We start from the raw sequence: 19,014 nt of genomic DNA on the forward strand, positions 1-19,014 counted from the left end.
ATATTTACCACCCTAGGTTGTCGATGATGGTTGGGTTTTGCTTATCATTTTGATTTTAAAGTGCTTTTTATTTGGTTTGAAGTTTGCAATCTAAAAATTGCTAACAAACCTGAACTCTGGATAACAAGTTAGCTAACCCATTGTTATTTACTACTAAGTTTATGGTAGTCATTCTAGAGAGATAGTTATTCTTAGAGCAAGGCGAATTTGCGTACGTAATAGCTGGCTATTACTAGCGAATTCAACGCAGTTATAAGGATAAATAGCCTCTAGAAAGCAAGTTGTTATCTAGAGTTCAGGTTAACAATTAAAATGAGGTTAACCAATGCATTTATTCCATTTAAATCAGGCCAAAGCATTATTTCCGGCCATTTTGTTTACGTTGAGTGCTACCCATGTTTATAGCCGAGACAATCAGTCTGCGGGGCAGGTGATTTCGTTTGAGTACATGATGGGTACTGCCGATATGCAGGGTGCTCGATTTGGCTACCGACCTAATACCAGCCACCAATTGGATATACCTTGGCTAGGCCAAACTCAGATAGAATACGAATTGGCTGTTCATTTATTCGATTTACATGGCAGTGCAGACAATGAAGCCAGTTACGGGGCAGCGGTTACACCGATATTTATAAAAAACCTCGGTACTGTTGCAGGTAAACCTCTGCAACTTGAGTTCGCTATCGGACTGGCATATGTGCATGATCGTCAGTTTGGTGGGGTCGATATTGGTAGTTATTATCAGTTTGAAGATCGCATTGGTCTAACAATGCAGTTGGATCCTGCGAGCGATTCGCATCTAGGGATTAGATATATGCATTATTCTAACGGTGGTCTTAACACTAAAAATCCTGGGTTAGATTTCCTTAATTTATTTTATATGCGTCGCTTTTAATTGCTGACGATAGCCCCACTCATTTAAGTGGGGACCAAGATAGATAAGCTGGCTGATTTGACTTTGATATCTAACGAGTCAGCCGTTCTGGGCTCGCCGTCGATGACATATTTTATCGGTGTTTTTTGTTCAATAGTTACTGCTGTAGCCAGAAAGTGCTCAACGCCCAAGTTGTCCGCTTGGCTAATGTCTGTATTGGTCAAGCCTCTAATGCCTAAAGTCGCTAGCGCAATTGCTGTGTTTTCTTTGGTACTGAGAATGGTGCCATTTAGTTTGCCGTCAAATGGGTCTGGAGAGCCACCGCCTTGTGCTAAGATGGTTGAAAAAGGTGCTGCATTAGCTAACACCAGAGATGTTGCTTCTATGGTTTTACTTGGTTGTTTATCAATGATTAGTTGATATTTAAACGCTTCGTCTTCACCAAAGGCTTCAATTAGAGCTTCAATATAAGCGAGCTCACCTTTGGCCTTTTTTTGTTCGCGACTTGCAGCTGATATCATTTTTTCTTCAAATCCAAGGCCAACCAACAACAAAGCCACTTCACCATTACAAGATAAGGTGTCAATTTTTTTTGTTTCGCCGTGAATAATGACATCACAGGCGGTTTCGATCGGCGAAAGTTTTGCTCGGACACCATACAATACATGGCTCAATGCATTGGTTGTACCAAGCGGTATGATGGCTAGAGTTTGCTGATGGTCGACTAATTGAGATGCAACTTCATTGACTGTGCCATCTCCGCCACAGGCGATCACCACATCGTATTTGATATGATTATGCTGTTGATAAATTTGTTTTGCAGACCGAGACTCGGTGGTTTGTTCAATCGTTAAATTAAAATGTTTACTTAAACGGCTTTCGATCTCTTGTCGATGAGCTGACCAGCTACCATTGCCTGAAACTGGATTGGCTATTAATAACGCCTTTTTTTGCTGACTTTGTTTATAGCGATGCAGATATTGTTCGAGCTTTCTGCGTTGATAACGATTTAAGTTAGACGTAGTACGAGTTTTACCAATTAGACTGAGCGCCTGTTTAACTGAGCGACAGGTATTGCTGGCAACTAGGTAAGCAGCGAGCAAGAATACTGAGCGTCCTCGACCTAGAGCACAATGTACCACTACACCTCGATTATGCTTTAAGTGATGATCAATCCAATTGATGGCTCGTTTTACATCTGCATATGTCGACGCGCTATGATCCAAAATTGGAATATTTAGATAGCTGACATCAGCGTCAACTGAGCTCCAATCTAGAGCACTAAACTCAGAGGTTGCATCCAGTACCGCATCGACATTTTGTGCTTTTAAGTAGGTGAGGTCGTCATAAAACAAGCGGCAACCTAAATACAGCTGAGGGGTAATTTGCTGAATTGCTGGTACCGAGTCATTTTTACGCGCCCATGTATTGTAGACTTGCGTCGCAAGGAAAAATGGCAAGAACAGCCATTTTATGTAAGTTGGGATACGTCCATCTGAACGCTTACGAAAAATTTTTGGCTTGTTCAACATGTATGCCAGCGAAACTGCGTATAAAGACAAAGCAGTCCATCCGAGCATAGTGGATAGGAAAATGCCCTCAATCCAATAGGTAAATAGTGTTAGCAAAAATGCAGCTGATAAATAGTAAGATCCTAAACGCATATCGACTTCCTAAAAAATACAGTGGTTAAGTAGAAGCAATATATGCACCACCTGAAATATCCATTATAAATCAGGTGGTTATGAATAGGTGTCGACGTTCGCTTGTGTTTCTGCTATCAGATGCATGTAATATTTTCGAAGTTAATGTAGTTATTACTAAGCTTAGTAAGTTGCAGCTAAGCGCCAGTAATCGGCGCTTTAGAACTGACTATCAGTAAAGGTTTTTTTAAACCAATTGTTGAGCATGGAAAACTCATACTTAAACTGATCTTCTAACGGTTTAGTTAAATAGCTAGTGGTCATACTCATATTTTTCAAATCAGCATCACCGGCCTGCAATTCGTTGCCTTGACTATCAAATAACTGATAGCTGAATTTCATTCTCGGAATATAAGGTTCTTTAATTACCCTAATTTCTTCAAAGTTGAATCGTGTTTCACCTGCTAAATCTAAATCGGTTACAACTAATTTTAACTTTTGCTCATCTGGCAGCTTCGCCGCTCTGTGGGTAAGAAACTGCTCGAAGCGGTTAAATACATGCTGTTGGTAAGCTGAGCGAGTGTAGGTATTACCTTCATTAATATCTGTATATTCTTCAGGGTTTTGCCATTCAACCTCAAGCTGGGCGGCGTTGAGCATTTGGCTATACGCCAAAGTTAAACTGATAACACTGTATTTGAGCAGTTTAATCATATTTGCCTCCTAATATCCGAGCGATGTCAATTAACTATAGACCACCAAGTTAGCGATTTTGTTCCGGTTCTGTTGGTTTTTTCGGCTGCTTTTGTGGTGCAAAAGAACTAGGCATCACTTCAACCCCAACCCAACGGCCAAGTTTAACAATCAATGGAATCGTGATAGGTGCAAAAGGCAGTACCGCAAAAATACCTAAACCTAAACCGCGGAGTAAATCGAAAAACTGATTATTGGCAAATTCTAGTTCTTCTTTACTGGCCAAGCCTTTAGCATGGCGACGATATATTTGCATCATTTGCTTGGTTTCTTCACGCTCTTGACGCATTGCGGCACGCAAATTTAACATAGAACGACGCAACCTTAAGCGGTAGCTTGTGCGTCGGACTTTAATCAATCGTACCGTGCGGCTTTTCGGTTTACGGCGAATAGACATGGAAACAAACCTTAGCAAATAGTAGTTTGACAGTTTGACGCAAACTTAATGATTGTCAATTTATTCGATATCACGACAAGGCTTGTTGCAAATAAAAAAGCCGCTGTATCCTACAGCGGCTTTTTACATTGGGTAAGGATATTCTAACTAAGGGCTAAATTACTTAGCTGACTTAGTGAATTCTGGGTAAGCTTCGATACCACATTCTGCGATATCAACACCTTCATACTCTTCTTCTTCAGTTACGCGTAAGCCGATAACTGTTTTGATGATAATCCAAGTAATGAATGACGCTGCAAATACCCATACAAAGATAACGATTGCACCGAAGATTTGGTCACCGAAGTTAGCACCATCGTTTGTAACTGGTACTAATAGTAAACCTAATAAACCAACAACACCATGCACAGAGATAGCACCTACTGGGTCGTCAATTTTAAGTTTATCTAAACCAATGATTGAGAATACAACTAATACACCACCGATAGCACCGAAGATAGTAGCTTCTAATGCGCTAGGGGTAGAAGGCTCAGCAGTGATAGCAACTAAACCTGCTAATGCACCGTTTAATGCCATAGTTAAATCAGCTTTCTTGAATAAGATACGCGCTGTAATTAATGCTGCTACCACACCACCAGCTGCTGCTGCGTTAGTGTTTAAGAATACCATAGCAACTGAGTTGGCATTTGCGATATCACCTAATTTAAGAACTGAACCGCCGTTGAAACCGAACCAGCCCATCCATAAGATGAAAGTACCTAAAGTAGCCATTGGTAAGTTACAACCAGGGATTGCGTTTACGCGACCGTCAGCTGTGTATTTACCTTTACGTGCACCTAAAAGTAAAACACCTGCTAAAGCTGCTGCAGCACCGGCCATATGAACGATACCTGAACCAGCGAAGTCAGAGAAATCGCCTAAACCGAACATACCGAATACTTCGTTGCCGCCCCAAGTCCAGCTACCTTCCATTGGGTAGATGAAACCAGTCATAACAACTGCGAAAGCTAAGAAAGCCCAAAGCTTCATGCGCTCAGCAACCGCACCAGAAACGATTGACATTGCTGTCGCTACGAAAACAACTTGGAAGAAGAAATCAGAAGCACCTGAGTAAATTGATCCACCTTCAAAACCGTCTTCACGAGCTGCGAAGTCACCTAAAGTAGCTGCTACGTCTACGTCTTGAATACCTGTTAAGAAGTATTCGCCACCGTACATGATTGCGTAACCAGACACTAAGTACATGATACAAGAGATCGCAAATAGCGCGATGTTCTTAGTTAATATTTCTGTTGTGTTTTTAGCGCGTACTAAACCCGCCTCTAACATTGCGAAACCCGCGGCCATCCACATTACTAGTGCACCGCAGACTAGGAAATAGAAAGTATCCATTGCGTACTGCAAGTGAAATACGTTGTTTTCCATTGTAGTCTCCTAAATAGTATTTAAAATTTATTAAAAGGGATAATTAGATGGCTGAGTCGCCAGTTTCACCAGTACGGATACGAATACACTGTTCTAAGTCGTAAACGAAAAGTTTGCCGTCACCGATTTTGCCAGTTTTAGCTGCGCCGCTGATTGCTTCAATTAAGCGCTCAACATTGTCATCTTGAGTGGCAATTTCTAATTTAACTTTAGGTAGGAAATCTACTTGATATTCCGCACCACGATATAATTCAGTATGACCTTTTTGACGACCAAACCCTTTGACTTCGGTAACAGTTAAACCTTCGATACCGATTTCAGAAATGGCTTCACGGACGTCATCCAGTTTGAATGGTTTGATGATCGCACTTACCAGTTTCATAGCGATATGCTCCTAAGTATGTTTATTGAAATGGCTTGGTTCTTCTTACAATCCTTGTGCCAAAGTTTAAAAAATCATTAAAAACAATGAGATAGAATAAGTTGTGACAGGCTTAACAATTTGTTGCGCATATATGGTGCGGCTAAAAATACGTCAGGCACCATGATGGTGCTTTGCTTGCACCAATATTAAAATTGTGTAGAAAATGTTGTCTATTAAGGTGCTTGTTGTTAAGCGCAAAGCATTTAGGCTTTTGTTATAATCCGCATAATTGAAGCTTTTTTAAGAACTATATATGCCAGAGTTACCAGAAGTTGAAGTGACGCGCATGGGGATTGAACCTATGCTGCAGGGACAAAATATTGCGCAGATTAATATTTATCACAAGCAATTGCGTTGGCCCATTGTCGATGACCTTAAATCTTTGGTTGGTCAAACAATTAAGGCGGTTAGTCGCAGAGCCAAATATCTCGTTATTGAGGTAGAAGCGGCATATGTGCTTATCCATCTGGGGATGTCTGGTAAGTTGTGTGTTGTCGATAAATGCATAGATAGACTGAAGCATGATCACTTCGAAATGATTTTAACTACAGGTCAAGCGCTGAGGTTAAATGACCCGCGCAGATTTGGTGCAGTGTTAATGTTCCATACATCCGCCGAACTTGAACTATGGTTAGCTAAACTTGGACCGGAGCCTTTATCCGATGCTTTCAACCCAAGCTATTTATTTAGCTGGACCCGAAAACGCCAAGTCGCAATTAAAAATTGCATAATGGATAATAAAGTTGTGGTTGGGGTAGGCAACATTTACGCGACAGAATCTTTATTTAAAGCGGGGATCCATCCACAAACGCCTGCAAATACAATTAGCCAAGCACAATGTCATCAATTGGTTGATGAGATTAAGATGGTATTGGCGCGAGCGATTAAGCAGGGCGGCACGACACTTAAAGATTTTGCCAAAGCTGATGGTAAACCCGGTTATTTTGCTCAGGAGCTATTGGTATATGGCCGCAGCGGTGAAAAGTGCAAAAACTGCGATGCTACTATTCAAACCATGGTGATAGGGCAAAGAGCAAGTGCGTTTTGCCCAAGTTGTCAGCCGCTTTAACTGTTAGATAAATATCACAGCAAGTAAACCGCTGGCGACGACCAGCAGCCATGCCGGAGCCCACTTTTTATGCAAAACTAACGTTAAAAGCAGCACTAAGGCTACTTGCCAATGTTCATTGATGGCACTGGTTAATATGGGATCATAAAAGGCTGCTAGCAAAAAGCCGACAACACTGGCATTAATACCCACTAGGGCTTTTTGCACCTGCGTATTGTTTGATATTTTTTGCCAAAAATAGAAGCAGCAGTTAATCAGTAAAAATGATGGTAAAAATATAGCGATTAAACATAATGCAGCAGTTGCTGCCATTGGTAAACCTAGTTGATTAACCCCACCTAAAAATGCGGCGAAGGTGAAAATAGGTCCTGGCATTGCTTGAGTAATGCCATATCCTGCTAAAAAGTCATCTAGTGTTACCCATTTATTGGCAACAACTTCATTTTCGAGCATAGGCAACACCACATGTCCGCCACCAAAAACCGTTGCGCCAATACGGAAGAAGCTATCAAACAACAGGAGCAGAGGGTGTTCTGATGCTTGGGCAAAGAGGGGCAGACATACCAGCAGCACAAGTAGCATTGCAAAGCTTATCCAAGCCAATGAAGGTGATAAGCCCAATTGCACCCTTGAGGTGTTTTTTTCTAGCGGTTGAGCGAATAACACTGAACACAGTGCCGCGGTGGCTATGATCAGAAATTGAACAGCAAAATGATTAAATAATATCATGGTGCTCGTGCTCAAAATTAATAGCATCCAGCCTAGTGCTGAGGTACAAAACTGTCTGCTCATGGAATAACAGGCATGCAATACAATCGCTGCAGTAGCGAGTTTGAGTCCAGTGATCATCGCTGGTAGTTGGTCATTTTGCCATTGGGTTAAACCATAAGCGGCACACACAAGCAACAGTGCAGTAGGCAAAGTGAAACCTAACCAAGCGACAAAACCACCTAATTGACCTGCACGTAACATACCTAGGCAGATGCCAACCTGACTGCTTGCGGGGCCAGGCATAAACTGTGAAATTGCCATTATTTGCGCGTAGTTATCTGCGGACAACCATTGTTTTTCATCAACAAAAGTTTGTTTGAATAACGCCAAATGGGCAGCCGGACCACCAAAAGCGACACAGCCTAATCGGAAAAAAGTCAAAAACAGGCTAAATAATTCTTTCATTTGGAAAAAAATTACCGATATAAGTGCAATGTTTGTTTGAATTTCCTAGTATATACAACCTTACAGCAGCGAAAAAGCTTTTACAGGACATTGCGCAGGCCCATGAAGTTTATTGGTTTTTTATTTAAGTTAGTTATTTGGCTGGTTATTCTAGCTACCATAGGGGTAGCTGTTTCTGTTTATTTGATCCGCTCTGACCGCCCTTTAATCACGCAAAAACAGCATATTTCTGCGGAGCGTGTGTCGCAAGCCCGTCAATCGTTGCAGCAAATTGCTAAAGAGCTCAACAATACAGTTGGCCCTGCTTATTTTCAATTCCATCAATCTGAAGTGGATGCGATGATGGCGGTTGTTTCATACACTGTACCTTCAACCAAAGTCCGTGCGTTTTTATCTAAACAAGGGGTGAACTTGGTTGCCACAACTGAAATTAAAACACCTTATACTACTCAATACGTTAATTTGCATTGCATGTTACTGCCGTCGGAAACTCGCAAAAACATGTTGTCATTGGACTACTGCGATTTAGGTAAAATTAAATTGCCAAAATGGATGATTGAGCCAGCTTATGTTTATGTTTTGCAGCAATTATTGGATGACGGTTTGGCCGACAGTGTGTTGTCTATGGTTAGGGCGGTTAAGTTAGCCGATGACAGTATCGGCATCGACCTATTTATTCAAGATGGTTTAAAACAACAAGTTTTGACTGCTATTCAAAGTAAAGCTAAAGGTGGAGCAATTAACAACCTCGTTGGCGTATCTGGCGTTAAAGCCGCAACGGTTAAGATTTATTTAAATGAAATTCAATCTTTATACCAGATGAATAACCCAAGTAATAAAGCGCAATCTTTAGCGTTTTATTTAGGCAATGTATTTTATTTAGCGTCATTGCGCAGTGAATTTGAAGACGCGGAAACAGAAAACCAAGCAGCTTTATGGGCGCTAGTCATCGCATTTGGCAATCGAAAGTTTGGGCATTTTTTATCGCTACCACGCGAGTTATTAAATCAATTTGGTGGCGACAGATTAACCTTGATGAATCGTGGTGATTTAAAACTGCACTTTTTATTTTCTGCTGCACTTGAGCGTCTGGTACAAGCAAACATGGGTTTAAAAGTTGGTGAACTAAAAGAGTTGATGGATATGGACAAAGGTGGCTCGGGTTTTAGTTTTGCTGATTTAGCTGCTGATAAAGCAGGGATAAAGTTTGCGCAGTTTGTATTAGAGCAGCCAGAGCTGGCGCAACAAAGGTTAACAGGTAATTTAGCTGAAGCAGAATTTTTCCCATCTATTGCCGATTTACCTGAGGGGTTAGCTGAAAAAGCATTTAATCAAAGTTATGGCAATACTGAGTCGGCAGAATATAAGCAGTTGGAAGCGATTATTGATCAACGCATTGCCCAACTGGCCTTATATCAATAAAGTGATGTTGCGTGTCTGCAGTGGTTATTTGCACTGACCAAATTGATAGATACGCAAATCAAAATAGTCGGCTGCACATAATAAATGATCAATAATATCAGCCTGCACAGCTTCGTACCTTTTCCAATCAACTTCAGTAAAACAGTAGACTTCTAGCGGTAAACCATTTTCTGTCGCCGCCAGTTGGCGACACATAATCAACATATCACTGCGTATTTCTTTTTTGGCATCAAGGTAGCGCTCGACATAAGCTCGAAATGTGCCTAGGTTAGACAAAGTACGTTGGTTTGGTAAATTTTCAGAACTCGCCACGGTTACACCGTCATCAAGCTTTTGTTGTAAATATTCTTGTAATAACGGGTGCTTTTTTAGTTTATCGAAATCTTCTTGGGTGAGGTGGCGAACTGAATTTTGGTCAATATACAGGGCACGTTTCATGCGCCGAGCGCCTGTTTCTTGCATGCCGCGCCAGTTGGTAAAACTGTTAGAAACTAAATCGTAAACAGGCACTGAGGTTATAGTATTGTCAAAGTTGCGTACTTTAACTACGGTTAAACCAACTGATATGACGGTGCCATCTGCACCACCTGGCGTGTAGACGATCCAATCGCCGACTCGAACTAAACGATTGAGTGATAGTTGAACGCCAGCAACAAAGCCTAAAATAACATCTTTAAAAATCAATAAAACTAACGCCATTGCAGCAGAGATGCCGGTTAATAATGCGAGTGGTGATTTATTAAAAGTAATTGACACAATAAATATTACCGTGACGATATAAACAGTCAGCACCGCCAGTTGACGAACATTGTCTATTGGCAGGGTGCGTAGGGTTTCACTGCGGTCAAAAACATCTCGGATGGTATGAATAATACTGAGAACGACAGAGGCAACGAGCACAGTTAATGTAATGCTGATAAATTGATTAAATATATCGTGTTGTGCTTGGTTAAACTCAAATAATGTGTGGGCACTTTTTTCCATTGCTATGATAGGTACACACCAAAGGATTCGATTCAAAAATTTGTTGTTAAGTAATAAGTCATCCCACTGTAATCGGGTTTTTCGAATTGCGCTGCTAATAAGTGGGCTGATAATTTTAAATGTGACTATGCCAACAGTTGCAACCAATAAAAAAATGATGCCAATACGAGATGCGGTATAAGCAACTCCCTGTTCTGGTAACCAAGCTAACCACGAAATATCTTGCATAGAATGACCTTTACTACAGATAAAAAACGCCTGATATGTTACTCGTTAGCCTTGCTAGTAACAATCAAGCGTTTGTTTAATTTATATTTTTCTAATACTAAGTTTAAACGGCTTTAACCCAAAAAGTGCCAACCTCTACTTTGACTACTTCAACCTCGCAACCTGCTGGAATGGGCGAGTCGCTTTTTAGTTTCCACTCAATTCCAGAATATTTATGTGTGGTTAAGCCTTTATTGTCTATTGCGTGCTCAGCGAAAAAGCGCACACCGTCAAAATCACTTTTAACTTGTTTGTTTTCGCTTTGCCCTTGTAAGTTTTTCAATGGCTTCCATAAACCTATCGCCAACAAGGCACTGATGACTGCATTGCTCAACAGAATCGCCATCAAACTATCTGGGATAATACCAAACCAAATGAGGCTGCCAGACAAAACCATGGACATGCCAACAAAAAACAACACAAAAGTAGCAAAACCTAAGATTGCTACCTCAACGGCCAGCAGGATAATACCAGCGGCTATCAACAGCTGCGGTATATAAGGGGTTAAAGATTCGATCATGCTTTTTGCCCTTGGTTTAAACTATTAATAATGGTAGTGGCTTGGGCGACAATAGATGCAGCTTCCGTTGAGTTATCTGGCAGCAATACTACACTTGATTCTTTAGCTATTGCTTGTTTAGCTTCTATCGCTTTAGTGGCTAGGTCAAGTTGCACGGCTTTTTGACCTTCCGCTGTTGCGGCCGCTTTACCTACAACTTCTAATGCGTCAGCTTGCGCATCCGCTACTGCAATAATGGCTTTTGCTTCACCTTCAGCTTTTAATACTTGTTCTTGTTTTTCGGCTTCTGCGGCTAATACCCGAGCTTGTTTTTCGCCTTCTGCAATATTAATGGCTGCTTGCTTTTCACCTTCAGATTCTAAGATTTTCGCACGACGTTCACGCTCGGCCTTCATCTGCGATTCCATCGCATCCATAATCGTTGCCGGTGGGGTAATATCTTTAATTTCGTATCTAAGTACCGCAACACCCCAAGATTCAGATGCTTCGTTAATTGATTGAACAATTTTAGCATTGAGCATGTCGCGCTCTTCAAATGTTTTATCTAAATCAATCTTACCAATCTCTGAACGCATGGTAGTTTGCGCCAATTGTGTTACCGCAAATACGTAATCTTCAACCCCATAAGTTGCTTTGTACGGGTCAAGCACACGGAAATATAAAACACCGTCTACCGTCAATGAGATATTGTCTTTAGTAATAGCCGCTTGGCTAGGGACATCATATGCTTGTTCTTTAAGTGAGCGGTCAGCCGAAATTTTATCAACAAACGGGATAATAAAATTGATACCAGCTTCTTTAGTTGATTGGTACTTGCCAAAACGTTCAACTATCCAAGCGCGGTTTTGTGGGACAAATTTGATTGATGATTTAAGTGTAACTATTACAAATACTAATAGTGCAAACTGGGTGGTAAAAATGTATTCAAATAAAATATCCATGTGTCTTCCTTTTTAATTGACATAATATGTCGGTTAATTGCAGTATTAACTGAATTCCAATTTGGTGCATTTATTTTAGCCACAAATTGTAAAAAAGTGTGAGGAAGATCACATTTATAGGGGGGGATGCCACCGGCCTAAAGGCGATTCTGCAGGAAAATAGGAGGTAAACCATGCAGACGGCGGCAAAATTGTGCTTATTCGCTTTTGTCCGATTCAGCAAGTTTAGCTTCTAAATCAGCCATTTTTTGTTCTAGATCTGCGAGTTTTTCACGTGTGCGCATTAATACTCGGGTTTGTACATCAAACTCTTCACGCGTAACTAAATCTAGTTGCGCCAGTTTGCTTTGCAACACTTGTTTAGTTTTTTCTTCCATTTCTCCAGCAAACTGCTTTATGCCGCTTGGCATAGATTCACTGATTTGATGAGCTATCTCTTCTAATTTTTTCGCGTTGATCATAATCTTTATCGTCTCAAATGAATTACTTTTATTGTAGCTAGTTCGACTAACAAATTAAATTAAGATTTATGTTTTTTTGACAGATAATAAATACCGGCAATAACCAAAGTCATGCCAACTGCATGAACAAAGGTAAAAATTTCATCCAATAAGAAAATCGCAAAAACAGTGGTTAAAACAGGCCCCAAGCTCCCTGAAATAGACGCATTGTTAGCGCCTATTTTCTCTATAGCCGCGTTCATTAAAAATGATGGAATAACCGTTGCGATTATGGCAATTGCAGCTGCATATACTAGTACGGGCAGAGGTTGAAGTAGATCAGTTAAACTATGAGTTATTGCAAAATGGCTTACAATTGCAGCGGTTGCCGCAAGCATGGCGACACAAGTAAAAAATTTACTGCCGTATTTACCACTATATTTTTGGCTGCCCACTACATAAAACGAAAAGCTTAAGCTGCTAGCCAGCACCAATAAAGTGCCAGTGATCACCGCCTCGCCGAGGTTGGATAAATCGTAATAAAAAATCAGCAACAAACCAGTATAAGCCAAAGTCAAACTACTCAATTCGACCAACCGAATGGGCCGTTTTTGCCACAAGGCGTTGATAATCAATACAAATGCAGGGTAGGTGTACAACACGATTCGTTCGTAATGTGCGGTAATAAAATTAAGTGCGTATAAATCTAACCAGCTGGCGGCATAATACCCCATTAAACCCAATACAATCATGCTGCTGACAGAGTTTACCGAAATTGGCTGGCGCATGGGGTGTTGTAACACCCGCAATAGCATGTATAGATAAAAAGGCATGGCCAACAACATTCGCCAGGTCATCAAGGTTGTTGTATCGACGCCGTACTCGTATGCGAGTTTGATAAAAATCGATTTACTTGAAAACATCGCCACTGCGATAAAAGCTAGGGTGAAACCAGAGTTAAAAAAAGGGCGTGATTTAAACACAAATTTCCTTGTGAACAGCAGCAAAAATAATTGAAAACCCATTGTATCAAGCTCAATAAAAAATAAATTGAGATTTTTTTAAATTTTATTGAGTTTTTATTGAACTAAGATGAAGTAGCGCAGTCTATTATAATGAATTTAAAGTGTGTTCCTGTTGTATCTCCCTTGTATGCCGCCTTTAGTTAAGCTGTAGGCGGCTTTTTTTTGCCTGTTTAATTGTCACTTTCCAAGATGCGAATCGAAATGGTTGCAGCTGCGGTGCGGTTATCTACATCTAATTTTTTAAATATCTGTTCTAAGTGTTTATTAACTGTTCTAGGACTCATTTCGAGTATTTGCGATATTTCCCAATTTGATTTAGCGTGCGACAACCAATATAAAACTTCAGCTTCTCGTTTCGTGATAGGCAAATTTTCTTTTAAATCGGTTGCGCTGCGTTTGATTCGTTGTTTGCCTAACCTTAGCAGGTGTAAACCGTCTTGCTGGCGTTCATACAAGATTTGTAGTTGAGGTTGGGAGTTGTGTAAATTAAGCGGTTCTTTTGGGTCCGCTTGGTTTAACCATTGTTGAATTTGTGGTTGTATGTTTGTCCAAGGTGAAACTGTATCGGCAAATGCTTGTTCCATCAACTCGTAAACTTGCGGCGTTGCCCAGGCTAGTTCTCCTTGAGGATTTACACAAAAAACATTTTTGCCAGCATGATCTAATGCTGTATGCGCACTTAAGGTTAATCTGGCGGTATTTAAGTGCGTTTTTATTCTAATTAACACTTCATCGGTTGAAATGGGTTTAGTGACATAATCTACACCACCCGCTTCAAAACCTTTAACTACATCTTCCGAGTCGGTTAAACCTGTCATAAAAATAACTGGAATATGCGGAAAGGCTTGTTTAAAGCGCTTACAGGTTTCAAAACCATCTAGCTCGGGCATTATTGCATCCATTAGAATAATGTCGGGTTCCATTTTTTCCGCAATATTCAGCGCTTGTAAGCCATTTAATGCAACTAACGCAGTATAGCCTGCTGTGTTTAGCGCGACGTTTAGCATACCAAGAGATTCTGGCGAGTCATCTACCACTAAAACAATATTATTCATCTGCTTGTTCACCAATGAGTTTACTTAAGTACTGGCATATTTGCGAAAAATGACAGCCTTGTACCAATTCATTTATTTTAGCGAGCGTTTCGCTTGGAAATTCATGTGTTTTGGTTAATTCAGTCAACTTATCTTTAAAACCAGTTAGATAACCAATCTCGGCCAATGATAACAAACTTTGATATTGCTCGGCCGCTGCGGGTGGTTTATTTGTTTGCTCTGTTGCGGTTGGTACTGAGCTTGTTTCTTCATAGAGAAATTGATACATCCACTCTAAATCTAGCTGTTGGCCTATTTTGCGTAACAATAAATCTGTATTGATAGGTTTGGCCATATAGTCATCATGGTAACCTGCATCTTGTTCTGTGTCAGTATCTCGTGCATTGGCTGAAACCATAATAATGGGCATCACATATTTTTTCTCGCGAAGTATGCGCGCAAGTTGCCAGCCGGTCATTTCTGGCATGGTGACATCCAGCAAGATTAAATCAATATGATTTTGTTCCAATACCGCTAACGCTTGAGATGGTTTTTCTGCCATTTGTAAGTTAAAGCCGAGTGGATTCAAAAAGTCAGCCATTAATCGACGTTGGTTAGGGTCATCTTCAACCACTAAAATTGATTTGTTTTGGCCCTCATAAGCCACGGCACGTGCTTTTTGGAAATCTGCTTCCTTATTACTGCTATCCACTTTTGCCAACATTAGGCTTAATTTAAATGTACTGCCTTGGCCGAGCTGGCTGGTTACGGCAATTTCGCCGCCCATTAGTTGGGCGAGCGACTGTGAAATAGTCAAACCTAAGCCAGTGCCGCTTATTGCTTGAGTTTGGCTGTTTTTTACGCGTTCGAAAGGTTTGAAAATTTGCTGCAGATCAGCTGGCGAAATGCCCATACCTGTATCTGCCACTTCAAAATGTGCGACTTGATTGCGGTATGACACTCTAAACGTAATTGAGCCTTGATGGGTAAATTTGATCGCGTTCGACAATAAATTAATCAAGATTTGTCTAAACCTTTGTTTATCTGTTGCAACCATTTCGGGTAGATTGCTGCAGCATTCAAAAGTAAATACCAGTCCTTTGTTATTCGCTTGCAGTTTAAACATGTCGGCAAGCTGATTTAAGAAGGGTTTTATTTGCACCTCATCACGCTGTAAGTGCATGCGGCCAGCTTCAATTTTAGAAATCTCCAACAAACCTTCAATTAAGTCGGCTAGGTGCTCACCGCTGCGTTTTAAAATACCAATCGACTCGCGTTGTTTATCTGGAATCGCATTGTCTTGGCTGAGTAGCTGTGCATAACCAAGCAATACATTTAGTGGTGTTCTAAGTTCATGGCTCAAGCCGGTTAGATACCGGCTTTTTGCTTGGTTAGCTGATTCGGCAGCTTCTTTTGCTTGCTGTAGTGCTTGATAGGTATTTTCGTGGGCTTCTATTTCATGCGCCAGTGCTTTAGTTTGGCTGCGCAGCTCTAGCAGGGCCGAACGATTGCTGCTTCTTGCTAAAATAAACAGCCAGCTGACGATACCGATAATAATCAGCAACAAGAAAAATATTTTTACTAAAGTAGCGCCAAAAACGGCTTTCAGCTCAATGTTGGCATCTGGTACCTGCAAGTAGATTAAAAATAAAATACCTGCGCCAATGCAACTCAACAACAAGGTCACACCAACAAACTGCATGGTTGGTGAACTCAATGTTTTTAGCTGTTGACGCGTTAATAGTCGTTGGAAAAAATGTTGAGCTTGAGCAAATAAGGTCGCGTCTTCTCGGCATTGGTCGCCACAGCGCACGTCTAAACTACAACATAAAGAACAAATAACTTTGCCATATGCAGGGCAATATGTAATGTCTTCTTCGTCAAAGGTATTTTCACAAATATGACATTTGCTTGGTTGGGTAATATTGTAGTTTCTATTCGGCAATAAATAATATTTACTTCGAGTCGCAATCGCGATGATCGGCGCGGTAATTAACGGTAAGAAGAATGCAAGATAAGAAGCGTAAGCTTCAACCCAAATACCATACCAGCCAAAGTGACCGGTAAAGCCGAAAAACGACGCTATTAACATAGAGCCAACACCAACTGGGTTGATGTCGTATAGATGAGAGCGTTTAAATTCTATATGCTTAGGGCTTAACCCTAGCGGTTTATTTATAATTAAATCCGCAACTACAGAGCTCAACCAAGCTAACACCAATACAGAATACACTTGCAACATGCTTTCTATGGTTTGATATATGCCTAATTCCATCAGCAACAAAGCTATCGCTACATTAAAGAACATCCAAACTACCCGGCCTGGGTGGTTGTGGGTTACGCGAGAAAAGAAGTTAGACCATGCCAGTGAACCAGCATAGGCATTGGCAACATTGATTTTAAGTTGCGAAATCACAACGAAAGTAGCGGCTAAAATGACGGCGATGGTCGAATTATCAATGACATAACCAAACGCAACTTGATACATGTGCGCTGGATCATCGGCGACATCGGCAGGGATACCTTGTTTTAATGCCAGCCAAGCTAAAAAAGAACCTAAAAATAACTTGGCGGCACCAAATATCATCCAGCCAGGGCCAGCTAAAACCAGCGCGGTCCACCAACGCCACGCATTTTTTTGTGGCTTTTCGGGTAAAAAGCGCAAAAAGTCGACCTGCTCACCAATTTGTGCAACCAGTGACAATAAAATGGCTGAGGCTGCGCCAAATAGAAGTGGATTGAAGCTGCTTGCCGCTTCGCCAGCATTTCCAGTGAACTGAAACCATTCGTCTAATTGACTGTCAGGGTGATTAAACACATAAATGAGCGGGACAATTTGTAAAATTATCCAAATCGGCTGAGTCCAAACCTGAAAGCGGCTAATATTGGTAATACCATGGGTCACTAGTGGTAATACGATAAGCGCACTGATCACATAGCCAATTGCTAATGGCAGATCAAACAGTAGCTTGAGTGCCATTGACATAACAGCAGCTTCAAGGGCAAAAAAGATAAAAGTAAACGAAGCATAAATCAGCGAAGCGATAGTAGAGCCGATATAACCAAAACCAGCACCTCGGCTGAGTAAGTCGATATCTACCCCATATTTAGCTGCGTAATAACTAATGGGCAAGCCACTAAAAAATACCACAGCAACAACAGCAATAATTGCCCAGGCAGCATTTGCAAACCCGTAGTTGAGGGTAACCGCACCACCTATGGCTTCTAAAACTAAAAACGACACTATGCCAAGTGCGGTATTAGCTATCCATAATGAAGACCACTTGCGCGCACGTTTTGCGGTAAAACGCAGTGCGAAATCTTCCATCATTTCATTGGCGACAAGTTTATTGTAGGTGCGCCGAGTGTGACGAATTTTTTGCCTAGAATGCATAATTTACTTTTTCAACTAACTTAGCTGCAGTTTAGCAGGCGAGCAACTTAGCTGTATATGCGTAAATTGACGTAAGTTAAACATGAAATAATTTCACTGTGTCGGAAAATATTACATAAGTTTATTGGCCATTTCTTAATGATAGTAAATTAATTTGTTTAAAATCAGACTGTTATATTGTTGGGCAGTATATTGCAACAACCTAAGGGCGAACATGATTTAGTCATCAATAAATATTGGAGGAAGAAATGGCTACAGCAAAAGCAAATTCATCAACTCCCATTAGCGACAAGATGTCAGATGCATTACACCAAGGGGTCGATTCTATATCTGAGCGCTCAGCCAAAACTGAAAGCGCTGTAAGAGAAGGCGCTCAACATTCGGCTGAAGCGCTTAAAGATAAACAGCAGCAAGCTAAAAGCGCTTGGCAATCTTCCGCACTGAAAAATTATGTAGATGAAAACCCAGTCGCTACTGCAGGTATTGCATTTGCAGCAGGTGCGTTGTTGTCTTCGTTACTGGTCAAAAAGAAATAGTCAGCTATGACTGTCGACTCAGATACAAACACATCCAGCCAAGAAAGCCACAATGATACTCAACATGGCGTATCTTGGCTGCAGCTAGTGCGCTCATTTGAGCGCCGCTATGCTGCATTAATCCAACTGGTGATGGCAGATGTGCAACTATCGGTGAAAGCATTGTTCGTCTGTCTGTTTTGTCTGCTGTTGATGTCAGGTTTAGCGCTGGTCAGTTGGTGTGGACTGCTGGCCATTGTCGCCTTTGCTTTACATGCGATTGGCCTAAATTGGTTTACAGTCGCTACACTTGTGTTGGCGTTTAATATTGTTATGTTACTGGTAGTTAGAAGCATTTTTAACTCATCAAAGAAAGAACTCGCGCTTTCACAGTCATTAAAGGCAATTTTTCAAAAAACATCCTAGGAGACGCACTATGTTGAATGTGTTAGCCAAGGAAAAATCAAATTTAACCGCTGCTAAAGCAAAGTATCAAGCAGCGTTGTTGGCCAACAAAGTTGCAGTAGACAGGGCTATAACTCAGGCAAAATCAAGTGCTTCATCGCCCAAAGGGTGTTTAGTTCTATTTTCAGCTGGTTTTGTCATTGGTGCAATTGAGAGACGTACTTCATCTGCGTACTTGAGAAAGTTAGCTGTGCTTTTTAAAACACTGCCGGTATAGGTTTTTACGGATAACTTTGCAAGGAACCA

Annotated in this window: 19 protein-coding genes; 6 read left to right on the top strand and 13 right to left on the bottom strand. The window is 41.0% G+C overall.

All coding sequences use genetic code 11. From position 1 onward, the window contains the following. Positions 1 to 325: 325 nt before the first annotated feature. Positions 326 to 895, top strand: a complete 570-nt coding sequence (locus DS2_RS06120) for an acyloxyacyl hydrolase (protein ID WP_051479663.1) — start codon at positions 326 to 328, stop codon at positions 893 to 895. Positions 896 to 918: 23 nt separating this feature from the next. On the opposite strand, the gene DS2_RS06125 is transcribed toward DS2_RS06120, so the two are convergent. The 5 genes from DS2_RS06125 to glnK all read right to left on the bottom strand — a co-directional run bounded on the left by DS2_RS06125 (position 919) and on the right by glnK (position 5,474). Then, positions 919 to 2,538, bottom strand: coding sequence for a diacylglycerol kinase family protein (locus DS2_RS06125; protein ID WP_035013794.1), 1,620 nt, complete (start codon positions 2,536 to 2,538; stop codon positions 919 to 921). A 198-nt stretch (positions 2,539 to 2,736) separates the two neighbouring features. Then, positions 2,737 to 3,231 (bottom strand): DUF3016 domain-containing protein, encoded by a 495-nt coding sequence (locus tag DS2_RS06130; protein WP_035013795.1) that lies wholly within the window; start codon positions 3,229 to 3,231, stop codon positions 2,737 to 2,739. A gap of 49 nt (positions 3,232 to 3,280) precedes the next feature. Beyond that, the gene (locus tag DS2_RS06135) at positions 3,281 to 3,667 is read right to left on the bottom strand and encodes a hypothetical protein (protein ID WP_035013796.1); all 387 of its coding nucleotides are present in this window, start codon (positions 3,665 to 3,667) and stop codon (positions 3,281 to 3,283) included. 159 nt (positions 3,668 to 3,826) lie between these two features. Further along, positions 3,827 to 5,092 carry an ammonium transporter gene (locus tag DS2_RS06140; RefSeq protein ID WP_035013797.1) on the bottom strand — a complete coding sequence of 422 codons (1,266 nt, stop codon included), beginning with the start codon at positions 5,090 to 5,092 and terminating at the stop codon, positions 3,827 to 3,829. A 43-nt stretch (positions 5,093 to 5,135) separates the two neighbouring features. Then, positions 5,136 to 5,474: a P-II family nitrogen regulator gene (gene glnK / locus DS2_RS06145; protein ID WP_035013798.1), complete on the bottom strand. Its 339-nt coding sequence runs from the start codon at positions 5,472 to 5,474 to the stop codon at positions 5,136 to 5,138. A 295-nt stretch (positions 5,475 to 5,769) separates the two neighbouring features. Here glnK and mutM point away from each other — a divergent pair, with 295 nt between their 5' ends. Further along, positions 5,770 to 6,585 (top strand): bifunctional DNA-formamidopyrimidine glycosylase/DNA-(apurinic or apyrimidinic site) lyase, encoded by an 816-nt coding sequence (gene mutM, locus DS2_RS06150; RefSeq protein ID WP_035013799.1) that lies wholly within the window; start codon positions 5,770 to 5,772, stop codon positions 6,583 to 6,585. Between the two features lie 3 nt (positions 6,586 to 6,588). On the opposite strand, the gene chrA is transcribed toward mutM, so the two are convergent. After that, a complete protein-coding gene (gene chrA / locus DS2_RS06155; protein WP_035013801.1) occupies positions 6,589 to 7,761 on the bottom strand; it encodes a chromate efflux transporter in 1,173 nt (390 codons plus the stop codon). 102 nt (positions 7,762 to 7,863) lie between these two features. On the opposite strand from chrA, the gene DS2_RS19695 reads away from it, so the two are divergent. After that, positions 7,864 to 9,183 carry a hypothetical protein gene (locus DS2_RS19695; protein WP_051479664.1) on the top strand — a complete coding sequence of 440 codons (1,320 nt, stop codon included), beginning with the start codon at positions 7,864 to 7,866 and terminating at the stop codon, positions 9,181 to 9,183. A gap of 24 nt (positions 9,184 to 9,207) precedes the next feature. On the opposite strand, the gene DS2_RS06165 is transcribed toward DS2_RS19695, so the two are convergent. From DS2_RS06165 to DS2_RS06195, 7 genes are all read right to left on the bottom strand, one after another. Further along, positions 9,208 to 10,395: a mechanosensitive ion channel family protein gene (locus DS2_RS06165; RefSeq protein ID WP_035013802.1), complete on the bottom strand. Its 1,188-nt coding sequence runs from the start codon at positions 10,393 to 10,395 to the stop codon at positions 9,208 to 9,210. 103 nt (positions 10,396 to 10,498) lie between these two features. Continuing rightward, the gene (locus tag DS2_RS06170) at positions 10,499 to 10,954 is read right to left on the bottom strand and encodes an NfeD family protein (protein WP_035013803.1); all 456 of its coding nucleotides are present in this window, start codon (positions 10,952 to 10,954) and stop codon (positions 10,499 to 10,501) included. Beyond that, complete coding sequence (locus DS2_RS06175; RefSeq protein WP_035013804.1) at positions 10,951 to 11,895, bottom strand: SPFH domain-containing protein; 945 nt, start codon at positions 11,893 to 11,895, stop codon at positions 10,951 to 10,953. Before DS2_RS06175 ends, DS2_RS06170 begins: the two co-directional genes overlap by 4 nt. A 197-nt stretch (positions 11,896 to 12,092) precedes the next feature. Further along, the gene (gene ubiK / locus DS2_RS06180) at positions 12,093 to 12,356 is read right to left on the bottom strand and encodes a ubiquinone biosynthesis accessory factor UbiK (protein WP_035013805.1); all 264 of its coding nucleotides are present in this window, start codon (positions 12,354 to 12,356) and stop codon (positions 12,093 to 12,095) included. 59 nt (positions 12,357 to 12,415) lie between these two features. Further along, entirely contained in the window at positions 12,416 to 13,318 is a 903-nt protein-coding gene (locus DS2_RS06185) for a DMT family transporter (RefSeq protein ID WP_035013886.1), read from the bottom strand. 212 nt (positions 13,319 to 13,530) lie between these two features. Continuing rightward, complete coding sequence (locus DS2_RS06190; protein ID WP_035013806.1) at positions 13,531 to 14,415, bottom strand: DNA-binding response regulator; 885 nt, start codon at positions 14,413 to 14,415, stop codon at positions 13,531 to 13,533. Then, positions 14,408 to 17,788: an ATP-binding protein gene (locus DS2_RS06195; RefSeq protein ID WP_035013807.1), complete on the bottom strand. Its 3,381-nt coding sequence runs from the start codon at positions 17,786 to 17,788 to the stop codon at positions 14,408 to 14,410. Before DS2_RS06195 ends, DS2_RS06190 begins: the two co-directional genes overlap by 8 nt. Positions 17,789 to 18,036: 248 nt before the next feature. Between DS2_RS06195 and DS2_RS06200 the strand changes: the two genes are divergently transcribed. From DS2_RS06200 to DS2_RS06210, 3 genes are read left to right on the top strand one after another with little or no spacing between them, the layout of a single operon-like run. After that, entirely contained in the window at positions 18,037 to 18,324 is a 288-nt protein-coding gene (locus DS2_RS06200; RefSeq protein WP_035013808.1) for a hypothetical protein, read from the top strand. Positions 18,325 to 18,330: 6 nt separating this feature from the next. After that, the gene (locus DS2_RS06205) at positions 18,331 to 18,729 is read left to right on the top strand and encodes a hypothetical protein (RefSeq protein ID WP_035013809.1); all 399 of its coding nucleotides are present in this window, start codon (positions 18,331 to 18,333) and stop codon (positions 18,727 to 18,729) included. Positions 18,730 to 18,739: 10 nt separating this feature from the next. Beyond that, positions 18,740 to 18,985 carry a hypothetical protein gene (locus DS2_RS06210; protein WP_035013810.1) on the top strand — a complete coding sequence of 82 codons (246 nt, stop codon included), beginning with the start codon at positions 18,740 to 18,742 and terminating at the stop codon, positions 18,983 to 18,985. Positions 18,986 to 19,014: the final 29 nt, after the last annotated feature.

It is taken from the genome of Catenovulum agarivorans DS-2 (genome assembly GCF_000568405.1).
Classification (GTDB): domain Bacteria; phylum Pseudomonadota; class Gammaproteobacteria; order Enterobacterales; family Alteromonadaceae; genus Catenovulum; species Catenovulum agarivorans_A.

Excerpts from the sequence above, each read along its gene's own strand:
- DS2_RS19695 (WP_051479664.1), top strand. The coding sequence starts at position 7,864 with ATGAAGTTTATTGGTTTTTTATTTAAGTTAGTTATTTGGCTGGTTATT.
- chrA (WP_035013801.1), bottom strand. The coding sequence starts at position 7,761 with ATGAAAGAATTATTTAGCCTGTTTTTGACTTTTTTCCGATTAGGCTGT.
- DS2_RS06130 (WP_035013795.1), bottom strand. The coding sequence starts at position 3,231 with ATGATTAAACTGCTCAAATACAGTGTTATCAGTTTAACTTTGGCGTAT.
- DS2_RS06210 (WP_035013810.1), top strand. The coding sequence starts at position 18,740 with ATGTTGAATGTGTTAGCCAAGGAAAAATCAAATTTAACCGCTGCTAAA.
- DS2_RS06170 (WP_035013803.1), bottom strand. The coding sequence starts at position 10,954 with ATGATCGAATCTTTAACCCCTTATATACCGCAGCTGTTGATAGCCGCT.
- DS2_RS06165 (WP_035013802.1), bottom strand. The coding sequence starts at position 10,395 with ATGCAAGATATTTCGTGGTTAGCTTGGTTACCAGAACAGGGAGTTGCT.
- DS2_RS06120 (WP_051479663.1), top strand. The coding sequence starts at position 326 with ATGCATTTATTCCATTTAAATCAGGCCAAAGCATTATTTCCGGCCATT.
- DS2_RS06190 (WP_035013806.1), bottom strand. The coding sequence starts at position 14,415 with ATGAATAATATTGTTTTAGTGGTAGATGACTCGCCAGAATCTCTTGGT.
- DS2_RS06135 (WP_035013796.1), bottom strand. The coding sequence starts at position 3,667 with ATGTCTATTCGCCGTAAACCGAAAAGCCGCACGGTACGATTGATTAAA.
- DS2_RS06175 (WP_035013804.1), bottom strand. The coding sequence starts at position 11,895 with ATGGATATTTTATTTGAATACATTTTTACCACCCAGTTTGCACTATTA.
- DS2_RS06125 (WP_035013794.1), bottom strand. The coding sequence starts at position 2,538 with ATGCGTTTAGGATCTTACTATTTATCAGCTGCATTTTTGCTAACACTA.
- DS2_RS06205 (WP_035013809.1), top strand. The coding sequence starts at position 18,331 with ATGACTGTCGACTCAGATACAAACACATCCAGCCAAGAAAGCCACAAT.
- DS2_RS06200 (WP_035013808.1), top strand. The coding sequence starts at position 18,037 with ATGGCTACAGCAAAAGCAAATTCATCAACTCCCATTAGCGACAAGATG.
- ubiK (WP_035013805.1), bottom strand. The coding sequence starts at position 12,356 with ATGATCAACGCGAAAAAATTAGAAGAGATAGCTCATCAAATCAGTGAA.
- DS2_RS06140 (WP_035013797.1), bottom strand. The coding sequence starts at position 5,092 with ATGGAAAACAACGTATTTCACTTGCAGTACGCAATGGATACTTTCTAT.
- DS2_RS06195 (WP_035013807.1), bottom strand. The coding sequence starts at position 17,788 with ATGCATTCTAGGCAAAAAATTCGTCACACTCGGCGCACCTACAATAAA.
- mutM (WP_035013799.1), top strand. The coding sequence starts at position 5,770 with ATGCCAGAGTTACCAGAAGTTGAAGTGACGCGCATGGGGATTGAACCT.
- glnK (WP_035013798.1), bottom strand. The coding sequence starts at position 5,474 with ATGAAACTGGTAAGTGCGATCATCAAACCATTCAAACTGGATGACGTC.